Origin of the sequence: Tenacibaculum ovolyticum DSM 18103 (assembly GCF_000430545.1) — a bacterium.
GTDB classification, from domain to species: Bacteria; Bacteroidota; Bacteroidia; order Flavobacteriales; family Flavobacteriaceae; genus Polaribacter; species Polaribacter ovolyticus.
On the sequence record NZ_AUMF01000020.1, the window covers coordinates 38,992 to 51,893 of the forward strand.

A 12,902-nucleotide genomic window follows, 5' to 3' on the forward strand; every position below is an offset into this window, starting at 1 on the left:
TATGAAATTTTTATTTGATTCAGACACTTGGCAAGAAATTTACGGAAGTATTCGTAAAAACAAAGTAAGAACAGTGATTACTATTATTGGTGTTCTTTGGGGAATTTTCTTATTAGTTGTTCTTTTAGGAGCTTCAAGAGGAATGGAAAATAACTTCAAGAAAATTTTTGGAAGTTTTGCAACAAATAGTGTATTTGTATGGACACAATCTACCGACACTCCTTTTAAAGGTTTTCAAAAAGGAAGACGTTTTTTACCAACTTTAACAGATGTTAAAATATTAAAAGAGGAATTTGAAGAAATAAAATTAATAGCACCAAGAAGTCAGTCTAACGGACAAATAATTAAGGGCTTTAAATCTGGAAGCTTTCAGATAAGTGGTGATTATCCTATTTTAGATCAAGTTCAAAAGAAAAATTTAATGTATGGGCGTTTTTTAAATGAAAACGATGTTTTATCAAAAGCCAAAGTAGTGGTTATTGCTGAAGATATATACAAGCAATTATTTGATAAAAAAGAAGAACCAATAGGGCAGTATATTAAAATTAATAATATCAATTATAAAGTAATAGGAGTTTACAAAGAGTCAACGAGTATTAATTTTGATGGAGCTTGTGCTTACATTCCATTTACAACCTTTCAACAGGTGTATAATATGGGAGATAAGATTCATTGGATGATGATTACAGCTAATGAAGGTGTAGATATAAAACAATTAGAAAAAGACGTTTTACTAACTTTAAAAAGTTTACATAAAGTACATCCTGACGATAAAAGAGCGTTTGGAAGTGTAAATTTAGGAGTTGAAATAGCAAAGTTCACAGGTTTTTTAACAGGTATGCAATTTTTAACTTGGTTTGTAGGTATTGCAACATTAATAGCAGGAGTTTTTGCTATTGGTAATATTTTATTAATTACAGTAAAAGAACGTACAAAAGAAATTGGTATTAGAAGAGCCTTAGGTGCTACACCAAAAAGTATAAGACAGCAAATTGTATTAGAATCTGTTTTTTTAACAACAATAGCTGGTATGCTAGGTATTATTTTTGGAGCACTAGTATTATTTATAATAGATGCAGCATTTGGTCAAGGACCAGACCCTACGTTAGTAAACCCAACAGTAAACATTCCAATTATTTTAATAGCATTTACAACTTTAGTAATATTAGGTACTTTAATAGGCTTAATACCCGCCCACATGGCAACAGTAATAAAACCAATCGAAGCATTAAGAGAAGAATAAAATCAATTAACACATTATGAGTAAAAGAGCAAAAATTATTTTAGGTGTTGTAGCAGTATTATTTGCAATAGCGTTAATCTGGTTCGCAAAAAAGAACAAAAAAAATATAGTTGAATACGAAACAGAAAAACCTTTTAGAACAACAATTGTCAAAAAAACAGTAGCAACAGGTAAAGTAGTACCTTTAGAAGAAGTTGAAATTAAACCTCAAATAGCAGGTATTGTTGATAAAATTTTAGTTGAAGAAGGAGCTATTGTAAAAGCAGGAGATTTATTAGCAACAGTAAGAGTTGTACCAAATGTAGCATCTTTAAACAGAGCAAATGGTAGTGTTAAAAATGCTAGATTATCGTTTAATAATGCAAAAGTTCAGTTTGATAGAAATAAAAAACTATTTGATAAAGGAGTAATTTCTCTTCAAGCATTTGAAAATTCAGAATTAAATTATAATAATTCAAGATTGTCTTTATCTAATGCACAATCAGATATGGATATTATTAAAAGAGGAACTACATCAGGTTTAGGTAGTGCAGCTAATACTAGTATTAGAGCAACTACATCAGGTATGGTTGTTGAAATTCCTGTAAAGAAAGGATATCAAGTTACACAAACAAACGATTTTAATGCAGGTACTACGATTGCTCGTATCGCAGATATGACAAAGATGATTTTCGAAGGAAAAGTAGATGAGTCAGAAGTAGGAAAATTAATAAAAGGAACAAATATAGAGATTGCTTTAGGAGCAATTGAAAATAAAAAGTTTCCAGCAGTATTAAATTTTATTGCACCAAAAGGAACAGACGAAGGTGGTGCTGTTCAATTTAAAATTAAAGCAGATGTTTCTTTAGATGATAAATATTTTATTAGAGCTGGTTACAGTGCAAATGCAGATATTGTTTTAGTAAAGAAAGATTCAGTTTTATCAATAAAAGAAGCATTATTAAGGTTTGATAAAAAAACTGAAAAACCTTATGTAGAAATTAAAGTTTCTGACGGCAAATTTGAAAAGAAAGATGTAGAGTTAGGAACTTCAGATGGAGTAAATGTTGAAATTTTAGGTGGGGTTACAAAAGATGATGAAATTAAAATTTGGAACAAAGCATCAAAAGATAAAAAGAAAGATGATTAATAACTTATAAATTTAATCATGTGTAAAAAAGAAGAAATTAAATATTTAATTTCTTCTTTTTTTTTATAATAAAATGAGAAGTTTACTCTTAAAAACAATATAATTGCAGTAAAGATTTACTTGATTTTATAAATGATGATTAAAAAAAATATAAAAATGATTTTAGGGTTCTTTTTGCTTTTGATTTTTATTCAAAAATGTACTACAATAAATATTACTTCGGCATCTATATTTAAGAAAAAGGAATATGAAACTTATAATTATTTAAAAGACGGAGTAAATAGTGAAAAATTTCAATTAGAAAGAATATCAGAAAATGCCTATAATTTGATAGGCTATGATGAAATAGGGAATTATTTTATTGTTTATGGAGATGAGAAAATAACAAAAATTAATAGTGTAGGGGAAGAGCAATTTAAAATTGATAGATTAGGTAATGTTAGTTATACTAATTTCGGTTCTTACGTTTTTACAGATTCCGAAATATATGATTTAACACAAGAAAAAATTAAAGTAACATCGCTTAATAAAATAATAGATTTTTCTAATAAAGAATTAAATAAAGAAGAGTTCTTTAAGTTAATGGAAACGTATTATAGCAAAGCAAGTCATGTAATCTATGCAAATGTTGAAACATTTAGTGCTAAGAATTATAAAGTTTATTTAAAGATAGAAAATGAATGGTTAGGTATTTATATATCACAGAATAAATCTACCGGAATAAACTTTTACCCAACCGGAGAAATAGTTAAAAAATATCCTGAAAAATTTAAAAAATTACTATTCCTTAAAAATACTGTAGATAATGTGTACTCAACACGATCGTCAGGTAATGAAGGTTTTTCTTCTGTACCAGATCCTGTTATTCTCACAAAAGAAGATGATTTAGAATATCCTAAATATAAAGCAATAAAAACTTCTTTTTATCAAAAAGAAAAGAGCTATGGAACAATTGCATATACAAGTATACCTGTATCATTTATAGGAACCTCTTATCTTAAATTAGAAATAAATAAAGAAGTGTTTAAGTTTAAAGAGAAAGGGATTAAAAGTATTAGTATTTTATCTAGTCCAAAACACTATTTGTCTTATTATGTTTTGCCAAAAAGGTATACAAATAAATCTCAAGTAAGTTTTTTAAAACTATTTTACCCTACAAATATAGGCGCAAGCGGAAGCAACGGCTTGTATATTATAAAACATAAAAAGTAAGTATTACACTTATATAAAGTTTGTAATTTAGCTAAATTGTATAATAAAAAACGAAATATGGAAGCTACAGATGAAAAAGTAACATTTGAGATTATAGAGAAAGTACCTAAAGAGAAACTACAAATTCCTTTAAAGTTGTATGCTGAATCAGCAGCTATGGAGAGTTATGTAAAACTTCCTTTTTTACTTGTAGGAGCTCTTTTTTTAATTCATAATGTTTTTATAGCAGGAAATAGTTACAGCTATAGTACTTATAAAAACATAAAAAATATTGAAATTTCAATTATTGGAATTATAGTGTTAGCTATACTTATAATGGCAGGAATAGCGATGAATAAAAACTCAAAAACAAAGAAAGCTTTAAAAGAAATTTCTAAACGTTATACGATTAAAACAGCAACTGTTCAAGAAGAGTTTAGTGCTTTAGCAATCCATATGTATGGAGGTAGAGGAGTTGTTTTAAAGAAATAAAAATCGTTAACTTATCTATTATATTACAATAAAAAAAAGCAACCCATAAGAGTTGCTTTTTTAGTATAAAAATATTTTAATTATCCTTTGTAAAAAGGTAATTTAACAACCTTTGCAGGTATTTGTTTTTTACGTACTTGAATAAAAATTTCAGAATCTACTTTAGAGTTTTCTTTGGTAACATATCCTAAACCAATTCCTTTTCCTAAAGAAGGACTCATTGTTCCAGAAGTAACACGACCAATTACAGTTCCTTCAGCATCAACTATCTCATAATCATGACGAGGTATACCGCGTTCTGTTAACTCGAAAGCTACTAATTTTTTAGCAACACCTGCTTCTTTTTGAGCTTTTAAAGCTTCAGCATTTACAAAGTCTTTAGTAAACTTAGTAATCCAACCTAAACCAGCTTCTAAAGGAGAAGTAGTATCATCAATATCATTACCATATAAACAGTATCCCATTTCTAAACGTAATGTATCACGAGCAGCTAAACCGATAGGTTTAATTCCCCAATCAGCACCTGCTTCAAAAACTTTTTTCCAAAGTTGTTCAACATCTTTATTTTTTACATATATTTCAAATCCACCAGACCCAGTATAACCAGTAGCAGAAACAACTACATTAGGTATTCCTGCAAAATCAGTAATTTCAAATGTATAAAACTTAATAGTAGATAAGTTTACAGAAGTTAACGACTGCATTGCTTCAACAGCTTTTGGTCCTTGAATAGCTAATAAAGACCAATCGTCAGAACGATCTTCCATTTCTACTTTTAAATCATTGTGCTTAGAAATCCAATTCCAATCTTTTTCTATATTAGAAGCATTTACAACTAACATGTACTCATTTTCGGCAATCATGTAAATAATTAAATCATCTACAATTCCACCATCAGCATTTGGCATACAACTATATTGTGCCTTTCCTGGTGTTAATTTTGAAGCATCGTTAGTAGCAATTTTTTGAATTAAAGCCAAAGCGTTTTCTCCTTTTAAGAAAAATTCACCCATATGACTTACATCAAAAACACCAACTCCTTTTCTAACCGTTTCGTGTTCTATATTTATACCTTCGTATTGTACAGGCATGTTATAACCAGCAAAAGGAACTAATTTAGCTCCTAAAGCTTCGTGAATATGTGTTAATGCAGTATTTTTCATTTTAAAATTGTTTGTTAAAAAGTATTGCTAAAATATTGAAAAAAAGACAAACAATTAGCTTGAATATGTTTAATATTTTAATAGATTATTACCTAATGTTATGTTAATGTTTTCTTGTTATACTTTAAGAATATTACATTTGAGTATCTGTAAAAACAATGAAATGTTAAAAAAAACACTACTATTTTGCTTATTAGGAATATTAAATACAGTTATAGCACAAACTCCAACTGATTATTTATCAGCAGATTTTCATAAAAACAGAAGGGATATTTTACGATCTAAAATGCCTGAAAATTCAGTAGCGGTACTTTTTGCGAATCCTATAAGAAATAGAGCAAACGATGTAGACTATATTTTTCATCAAGATCCTAGTTTTTATTATTTAACAGGTTATCGTGAACCGAATGCAGTTTTAGTATTATTTTCAGACAATCAAAAAGATAGTTTAGGTACTTCATATAATGAAGTTTTATATGTTCAAAAAAATGATCCAAGAGCAGAAATGTGGAATGGAAAACGTTTAGGTATTGAGGGAGCAAAAACTGAGCTAGGTTTTAAAGTTGCTAAAAATGCGGAAGATTTTATTTCTGATAAATTAAATTTTAAAAAATTCGATAAAATTTTTATTGATAAGTTTAAAGATGATTATAGAAATTCAGAAAGAAATACAGCTGAAATTTACGATTTGGTTAAAGAATTTAAAAGTCAATCAAACTACAATCCTTCATTATTTTTATCAAAGGAAAAAAAATATGTATATGAACTTATAAAATCAACACCAATAGAAAATACTGCAAATGTAGCTCAGGTTATTGGTAAAGCTATAACCTATTATCCGAGTTTAAAAGAGGATCAATTATTAATGGGATATAAAAATGCTACAAACGATAATCTTAAAAAAGAAATAAAAGAAAAAGTAGCATTAAAACTTACAGAGAAATTAAATATAGATTTAACTTTTTTATCATTAAAATTAGCAGAAATGCGAGAAGTTAAAACCCAGGAAGAGTTAAAGTTGCTAACTAAAGCAATTCGTATTTCAGCAATTGGTCAAGTAGAAATGATGAAAGCAATGAAACCTGAGATGTCTGAAACAGAAATTCAAGGAATTCATGAGTTTGTATATAAAAAATACGGAGCTGAATACGAAGGGTATCCATCGATAGTAGGAGCAGGGAATAATGGCTGTATTTTACATTATATAGAAAATAATAAAACCAAAGTAAATGATGAAATGGTGTTAATGGATTTAGGAGCTGAATACAGAGGGTATACCGCTGATGTTACACGTACAATTCCTGCAAATGGTAAATTTTCGCTTGAGCAAAAAGCAATTTATGAAATTGTGTTAAAAGCGCAAGATGAAGGTATAAAAGTATGTACTACAGATAATATGTTTTGGGCACCAGGGCAAGCTACCATAAAAGTAATTAACCAAGGTTTGTTAGATTTAGGTATTATAAAAACGTTAGATGAAAAACATAGCTATTTTCCTCATGGTACTTCACATCATATTGGATTAGATGTGCATGATCCGGGAACGTATGGTAAATTTCAAAAAAATATGGTTATTACAGTAGAGCCAGGTATTTATATTCCTAAAGGAAGTAATTGCGATAAAAAATGGTGGGGAATTGCAGTTCGTATTGAAGATGATATTTTAATTACAGATGGGGTTCCATTAAATTTATCAAACGAAGCACCAAGAACAGTGAAAGCTATTGAGAAAATGATGGCTAAGAAAAGTGTATTAGACGATTTTATATTACCTAATTTAGATTAATGAAATTTACCAGAAAAACGATCTCAAATATTGTATTTGTAGTTATTATAGGTTTGTTAATATACCCGCCTACTAAAGTTTATTTTATTCGATTAATCTCTTTTTCACCAAGTACAATTAAGGTTGAAGAAAGAGAAGAGTTAAAGAGATATGATTGGAATTTACAAGGTTTAAATACTGAGAGTATTGATTTTAATAAAACAAAAGGGAAAGTAGTATTTGTTAATTTTTGGGCAACATGGTGTCCACCTTGTAGGGCAGAAATGCCAAGTATTCAAGATTTATATGATGATTATAAAGATCGTGTAACGTTTATTTTTGTAAGTAACGAAAATTGGAAAACGATTGATGATTTTTATAAAAAGAACAGTTATGATTTACCTACTTATAATACAACAAGCAACATACCAACGCAATTAAAAACTAAATCGATACCTGCTACTTTTATTTTAGATAAGAAAAGTGCTATTGTTATGCAGAAAAAAGGGGCTGCCGATTGGAATAGTAAGAAAGTTAGAACATTATTAGATGAATTAATCAAGTAGAAGCTTTATTTTTGCTGTTTTAAATAAAATATGAGCCAAGAACAACCAAATAACCCACTTCACGGAATAAAGTTAGCCACCATGTTAGAAGAATTATACTTAGAGTATGGTTGGGAAGAATTAGGTGAAATTTTAAAGATTAATGCTTTTAAAAATAACCCTACCTATAAATCAGGTTTAAAGTTTTTAAGAACAACACCTTGGGCTAGAACTAAAGTTGAAAATTTGTATTTAAAAATGATAAGCTAATTTTTAGCTTAAAACGGAATTAACCCATTCTTGCGGGACTTTATAATAAAAAGTCCTTTTTATGAGTTCTTTTGTTGATTATATTAAAGTAGTTTTAAATTTCTCTTTATATAATTTTTCTTGCCTTTTGCAAACTGTATGTATAGTCTTTCCTTTGTATAAATATTTATAAAGTTTTTCACTGTCTTTAGTTGCGTATCTTATTACATAAGATGGTTTTTTGGATTGTTTATTTTCATAAATATTTCTTTTTTTTAAGCCAACTTCATGTAGTTTTTTTTCAATTGATTTTAAAAACTGTAATGACCCAATTGTAATTTGAGATAAAAGAGTGTTTTTGTCTAAGGATACTGAACCGCTACCTGTAAAGCAACCTCTTATAAAATGATTATTTAAGTTTTTAGGAATTTTTGGGTATTTAATTTCTTGGTTTTTGTCAGCAACCATACCTAATTCTAATAGAGATTTGATTATTTCTTGATTTCCAATATGTAACCAATAAATTTCTCCTTGAATTTTACCACTATAATTTTTTTGACTTCTGTGTTGAATCTTTGCTTTGGATTGTAATATTTTTAAAACGTTTTCTAATTGGTACTTATACTTACTATATATGTGTAAGAAGTAAGTATTATTAGTCTTATTTAAAGCCAAATAACCATCAGTAAATATATAACCTAGCAAGTACGAACTATCAGGTGTTAAATTCTTGAAAATGGTTTCATTAATATCTTTCTTTCTTGAATTTGTAGGTGATTTTACAGGAATTAGATATAAATCAAAATACTTTCTAACTTGAAAAGGTTTTAAATTATTTTCTTTTGCTATTTGATTAATAGACTTTTCTTCTATGATATAATTTTCAATTAGCTTATTTGAAGTGATTTTTAAATCAATTCCTTTAAGCTCTAATCCTTTTTCTAATCTATTACTAAAACATTTTTGGCATAGTTTATTAGGATAAATATTAAATTCATTTAAATTACATTTTAAACATTTCTTTTTCATCTTTTTTAACAAAAGTATAAAATTATTTTAAAACTAAATCACTCCATTCTTTCGGCTTTTCTAACATAGGGAAGTGTCCTGTGTTTTCTAACCAATGCAATTCGTTATTCGGTATTTCTTTGTGTAATTGTTCGGCGATGGCTTTTACAGCAATAGGGTCGTGAGTAGCCCAAATAATGTTAGTTTCAATTTTAGTTTGTGTTAAAGCACCAATCCAACGATACCAAAAGAAGTAACGTTCGTTTATATAATTACTTAATAAATGAATAACATTTCTTCCGTTGTTGTAATTAATTTGAAACCACATTTCATTAAGTTCTTCTTGTGATATTTTTGATGCATCAAAATAAATATTTCGGATATTTCTATTGAAAATTGCTTGATTTGCCAATTTAGCAACCCATTTTCCTGTAATTTTATTCTTTAATAATTTTTGGATGGTTCTTAATTTAGCCAATTCAATATGCATACTTCCGTTGCTAAGAATCAGTTTTTTTATATTAATATTTAATTGTTTCTGATTATGTCTTGCAATAATTTCAGTAGCAACACTTGTACCATAATCGTGTGCTAATAATGTTATGTTTTGTAGCGCTAATTTTTTCCATAAAAGTAAAGCCATATCGGCTTGTTCAATTAAAGAATAAGAATAGTTTAAAGGCTTGTTTGAAAAACCAAAACCTAAATGATCGTGAATAATTACTCGGTATTGTTTGGTTAAATAGGGAAGGGATTTATAATAGTCAAATGAAGAAGTAGGATATCCGTGTAAAATAACCAAAGTGTTTTCAGAATTTCCTTCATCAATAACAAAAAGAGTATGCTTATTAATTTTAATAAATTTTCCTTTCGTTTTCCACTCTAATGAAGTCATAAATACCTTGATTTTTCTATTTACAATGTAGTGAATTTTATGTAGTTTTGATATTAGATGAAAAAGCTTATCACATATATAATACCTATCTTATTATTACTGATAGTTTCTTGTGTTGAAACTCCAAAAGAAAGAGTTTTAACAATGAAAGACGTCTTTCCTACTCAAAAAAGCACGGATTCTATATTAATCATATCATTAGATTCAATTAAACATTTTTCAGAATTAGAAAACATAGTTTGTGATAAAGAAAGTGAGAGTAAAGAGTTTTATTTTAGGAATAATAATTATGATTTAAAGCTTTATGTAAGAGAATACACAAAGTGTAGTAGTTTTGGATGTGTATTAATTAAAGAAAAGAACACTTTATATGTTAATTATAAATCTGATAGTGTTTCTATGGGGCTATTATATAATGAAAAATTCACTGTTAAAAAATATGAAAAACTATTGTCAAAACAATTTATGAATAGAGGTGAGAAACCTAATTTATCTGATTTACCTCATAAAGTAATTACTTTTTTAACATTGGTTAGTTCTGCAAATGATTTTGAAGAAGAAGAAATTAAATTAAAATCTAAATTAGATACTGTTTCAGTAGCGTATTTCAATTTTATAGAAAGTTTTAAAAGAACGAAGAAAATAGATTCATTAAAAAAAGTTTATCCTTTGAATTTATCTATATATATTCCAATTCCACCACCACCTTCATCTCCACCACCAATTCCTATAGATATATATTAATGACATATTTCATCGACGTAATATTACCCATTCCACTGCAAAAAACGTTTACATATGCTGTAAATGAAGCTGAATATTCATTCCTCAAAAAAGGAATGCGTGTTGCTGTTTCTTTCGGTAAAAGTAAAATTTATACTGCGTTGGTGTTTAATATTCATCAAAATGCTCCGGAATTATACAAAGCGAAGGATATTCATCAAATTTTAGATGATAATCCTATTGTAACTGAACGTCAATTAAAACATTGGCAATGGATTTCTAGTTACTATATGTGTTCTTTAGGTGATGTATATAGAGCAGCATTACCATCGGCTTTTTTGTTAGAAAGTGAAACGATTATTTATAAGAATGAGAGCTTTACAGACGAAACTACTTTAACAGATGAAGAGTTTTTAATATTTGAGGCTTTACAACACCATTCTCAATTAACAATTCACCAAGTAGCAGATATTTTAGGAAAGAAAACAGTTTTGCCTATTATTGATGGTTTAATAAGCAAAGAAGCTGCCTTTATTAAAGAAGAAATTTACGAGACCTATAAACCAAAATTAGTAAAGTATGTTCGTTTAAATGAAAAATACACGGCTAATGAAGCGCTTCAAGAGTTATTAGAAGTACTTTCTAGAGCAAAAAAACAACGTGAAGCTGTGTTGGTGTATTTTCAATTATCGGTAGCTAAAAAGCCTATAAAAGCAAAAGAACTAGAAGAAAAATCAGGGGCATCTTCTGCAGTAATAAAAGCATTAGTAGAAAAGGATATTTTTGAGTTTTATGAAATACAAACAGATAGAATTAATTTTAAAGGAGATACAAATCAAATAAAAGAATTAAATGAGTTTCAACAACAATCTTTTAAAGAAATTAAAACCTCTTTTGAAACTCAAAATGTAACCTTACTTCACGGAGTTACGGGATCTGGTAAAACAGAAATCTATGTAAAATTAATTAAAGAGGTTATTGCTGAAGGAAAGCAAGTGCTATTTTTATTACCAGAGATTGCCTTAACCACACAAATAATTGCTCGTTTACAGCGTTATTTTGGAAATTTCATATCAGTATTTCATTCAAAGTATTCAATGAATGAACGGGTTGAAGTATGGAATAACGTACTAGAAAACAAACCAAAAGCTCAAATTATTTTAGGTGCACGTTCATCAGGTTTTTTACCGTTTTCTAACTTAGGTTTAATTGTAATTGATGAAGAGCATGAAACTTCCTATAAACAGTTTGAACCATCACCAAGATATAATGCGCGTGACGCAGCAGTTGTTTTAGGACATTTACACAAAGCAAAAGTATTATTAGGTTCAGCAACTCCATCGTTAGAAAGTTATTTTAATGCAAAACAAAACAAATATGGTTTTGTTGAATTAACAAGGCGTTTTGGTAGTATTCAATTACCTAAAATTGAATTAATTGATGTAAAAGAAAAACATCGAAAAAAGGAGATGAAAGGGCTTTTTTCTGATCGTTTATTATTAATGATAAATGAGGCATTAGAAGAAAAAGAACAAGTAATTCTATTTCAAAACCGTCGTGGTTTTTCACCAGTTGTTGAATGTACAACTTGTGGTGTTTCTCCACAGTGCCCCAATTGTGATGTAAGTTTAACTTTTCATAAGTTTAGACGAGAATTAAAATGTCATTATTGTCATTACCAACGCTCAATGCCTAATAATTGTGGTGCTTGCGGTAGCGCATCACTAGATACAAAAGGTTTTGGTACCGAACAGATAGAGTTAGAGTTAAAAGAACTTTTTCCGAAGCATAACATCGGACGAATGGATTTAGATACGACTCGTGGTAAATATGGTTATCAAAAAATAATTGGTGCTTTTGAAGCACAGGAAATTGATATTTTGGTAGGTACACAAATGTTGTCTAAAGGTTTAGATTTTGAAAATGTATCATTAGTTGGTGTTTTAAATGCTGATTCTATGCTAAATTTTCCAGATTTTAGAGCTCATGAACGAGCTTATCAATTAATGGTACAAGTATCGGGTAGGGCGGGACGTACCAAAAAACAAGGAAAAGTAGCGATACAAACATTTAATCCGTATCATCAAATTTTACAACAAGTTTCTACAACTAATTATACAGAAATGTATAAAGAGCAGTTACAAGAACGTTGGCAATTTCATTATCCGCCATACTATAAGGTTATTAAAATTACGCTAAAGCATAAAGATTATGCTAGAGTTGATAGCGGTATAAATTGGTTAACAAAATCATTGCAAAATGTATTTAAAGACAATGTTTTAGGTCCAAGTGCGCCTGCTGTTTCTCGTGTTCGAAATTTATATATTAAAAATTTGGTGATTAAAATTCCGCCAAAACAATCATTAGGGAAAACAAAAGAGCAAATCGTAAAGATTAAAAACACTTTTGAAGCAGTAAAAGATTTTAGACCCATCCGTTTTATTATTGATGTAGATGCTTATTAAAAACGAATTTTAATTAAAATGTCAAATAAAAAAG

Annotated in this window: 12 protein-coding genes; 9 read left to right on the top strand and 3 right to left on the bottom strand. The window is 28.4% G+C overall.

Annotation, left to right across the window (positions count from 1 at the left end):
* Position 1: 1 nt before the first annotated feature.
* From H518_RS0107885 to H518_RS0107900, 4 genes are all read left to right on the top strand, one after another.
* A complete protein-coding gene (locus H518_RS0107885) occupies positions 2–1,243 on the top strand; it encodes an ABC transporter permease (protein WP_028888549.1) in 1,242 nt (413 codons plus the stop codon).
* A 16-nt stretch (positions 1,244–1,259) separates the two neighbouring features.
* The gene (locus H518_RS0107890) at positions 1,260–2,372 is read left to right on the top strand and encodes an efflux RND transporter periplasmic adaptor subunit (RefSeq protein WP_028888550.1); all 1,113 of its coding nucleotides are present in this window, start codon (positions 1,260–1,262) and stop codon (positions 2,370–2,372) included.
* A 135-nt stretch (positions 2,373–2,507) separates the two neighbouring features.
* Positions 2,508–3,584, top strand: coding sequence for a hypothetical protein (locus tag H518_RS0107895; protein WP_028888551.1), 1,077 nt, complete (start codon positions 2,508–2,510; stop codon positions 3,582–3,584).
* Between the two features lie 57 nt (positions 3,585–3,641).
* The gene (locus H518_RS0107900; RefSeq protein ID WP_028888552.1) at positions 3,642–4,055 is read left to right on the top strand and encodes a hypothetical protein; all 414 of its coding nucleotides are present in this window, start codon (positions 3,642–3,644) and stop codon (positions 4,053–4,055) included.
* An 80-nt stretch (positions 4,056–4,135) separates the two neighbouring features.
* Here the strand turns inward: H518_RS0107900 and gcvT are convergent, their stop codons facing one another.
* Entirely contained in the window at positions 4,136–5,218 is a 1,083-nt protein-coding gene (gene gcvT, locus H518_RS0107905) for a glycine cleavage system aminomethyltransferase GcvT (RefSeq protein ID WP_028888553.1), read from the bottom strand.
* A gap of 163 nt (positions 5,219–5,381) precedes the next feature.
* Here gcvT and H518_RS0107910 point away from each other — a divergent pair, with 163 nt between their 5' ends.
* The 3 genes from H518_RS0107910 to H518_RS0107920 are packed head-to-tail and all read left to right on the top strand — an operon-like array spanning position 5,382 to position 7,798.
* A complete protein-coding gene (locus tag H518_RS0107910; protein WP_028888554.1) occupies positions 5,382–7,004 on the top strand; it encodes an aminopeptidase P family protein in 1,623 nt (540 codons plus the stop codon).
* Positions 7,004–7,549 (top strand): TlpA family protein disulfide reductase, encoded by a 546-nt coding sequence (locus H518_RS0107915; RefSeq protein ID WP_028888555.1) that lies wholly within the window; start codon positions 7,004–7,006, stop codon positions 7,547–7,549. The genes H518_RS0107910 and H518_RS0107915 overlap by 1 nt, the downstream gene beginning before the upstream one ends.
* 30 nt (positions 7,550–7,579) lie before the next feature.
* Positions 7,580–7,798: a VF530 family protein gene (locus tag H518_RS0107920; protein WP_028888556.1), complete on the top strand. Its 219-nt coding sequence runs from the start codon at positions 7,580–7,582 to the stop codon at positions 7,796–7,798.
* A 78-nt stretch (positions 7,799–7,876) separates the two neighbouring features.
* Here the strand turns inward: H518_RS0107920 and H518_RS0107925 are convergent, their stop codons facing one another.
* Positions 7,877–8,806, bottom strand: coding sequence for an LAGLIDADG family homing endonuclease (locus H518_RS0107925; protein WP_028888557.1), 930 nt, complete (start codon positions 8,804–8,806; stop codon positions 7,877–7,879).
* Positions 8,807–8,828: 22 nt separating this feature from the next.
* Complete coding sequence (locus H518_RS0107930) at positions 8,829–9,680, bottom strand: alpha/beta fold hydrolase (RefSeq protein ID WP_028888558.1); 852 nt, start codon at positions 9,678–9,680, stop codon at positions 8,829–8,831.
* Between the two features lie 57 nt (positions 9,681–9,737).
* Between H518_RS0107930 and H518_RS0107935 the strand changes: the two genes are divergently transcribed.
* Together H518_RS0107935 and priA are read left to right on the top strand one after the other, a co-directional pair.
* Positions 9,738–10,424: a hypothetical protein gene (locus H518_RS0107935; protein WP_028888559.1), complete on the top strand. Its 687-nt coding sequence runs from the start codon at positions 9,738–9,740 to the stop codon at positions 10,422–10,424.
* Positions 10,424–12,868: a replication restart helicase PriA gene (gene priA, locus H518_RS0107940; RefSeq protein WP_028888560.1), complete on the top strand. Its 2,445-nt coding sequence runs from the start codon at positions 10,424–10,426 to the stop codon at positions 12,866–12,868. Before H518_RS0107935 ends, priA begins: the two co-directional genes overlap by 1 nt.
* Positions 12,869–12,902: the final 34 nt, after the last annotated feature.

What these genes read in the sequence shown, in the direction of transcription:
- H518_RS0107895 (WP_028888551.1), top strand. Translation starts at nt 2,508, where the DNA reads ATGATTAAAAAAAATATAAAAATGATTTTAGGGTTCTTTTTGCTTTTG.
- H518_RS0107900 (WP_028888552.1), top strand. Translation starts at nt 3,642, where the DNA reads ATGGAAGCTACAGATGAAAAAGTAACATTTGAGATTATAGAGAAAGTA.
- H518_RS0107885 (WP_028888549.1), top strand. Translation starts at nt 2, where the DNA reads ATGAAATTTTTATTTGATTCAGACACTTGGCAAGAAATTTACGGAAGT.
- H518_RS0107925 (WP_028888557.1), bottom strand. Translation starts at nt 8,806, where the DNA reads ATGAAAAAGAAATGTTTAAAATGTAATTTAAATGAATTTAATATTTAT.
- H518_RS0107915 (WP_028888555.1), top strand. Translation starts at nt 7,004, where the DNA reads ATGAAATTTACCAGAAAAACGATCTCAAATATTGTATTTGTAGTTATT.
- H518_RS0107890 (WP_028888550.1), top strand. Translation starts at nt 1,260, where the DNA reads ATGAGTAAAAGAGCAAAAATTATTTTAGGTGTTGTAGCAGTATTATTT.
- H518_RS0107930 (WP_028888558.1), bottom strand. Translation starts at nt 9,680, where the DNA reads ATGACTTCATTAGAGTGGAAAACGAAAGGAAAATTTATTAAAATTAAT.
- H518_RS0107935 (WP_028888559.1), top strand. Translation starts at nt 9,738, where the DNA reads ATGAAAAAGCTTATCACATATATAATACCTATCTTATTATTACTGATA.
- H518_RS0107920 (WP_028888556.1), top strand. Translation starts at nt 7,580, where the DNA reads ATGAGCCAAGAACAACCAAATAACCCACTTCACGGAATAAAGTTAGCC.
- priA (WP_028888560.1), top strand. Translation starts at nt 10,424, where the DNA reads ATGACATATTTCATCGACGTAATATTACCCATTCCACTGCAAAAAACG.
- gcvT (WP_028888553.1), bottom strand. Translation starts at nt 5,218, where the DNA reads ATGAAAAATACTGCATTAACACATATTCACGAAGCTTTAGGAGCTAAA.
- H518_RS0107910 (WP_028888554.1), top strand. Translation starts at nt 5,382, where the DNA reads ATGTTAAAAAAAACACTACTATTTTGCTTATTAGGAATATTAAATACA.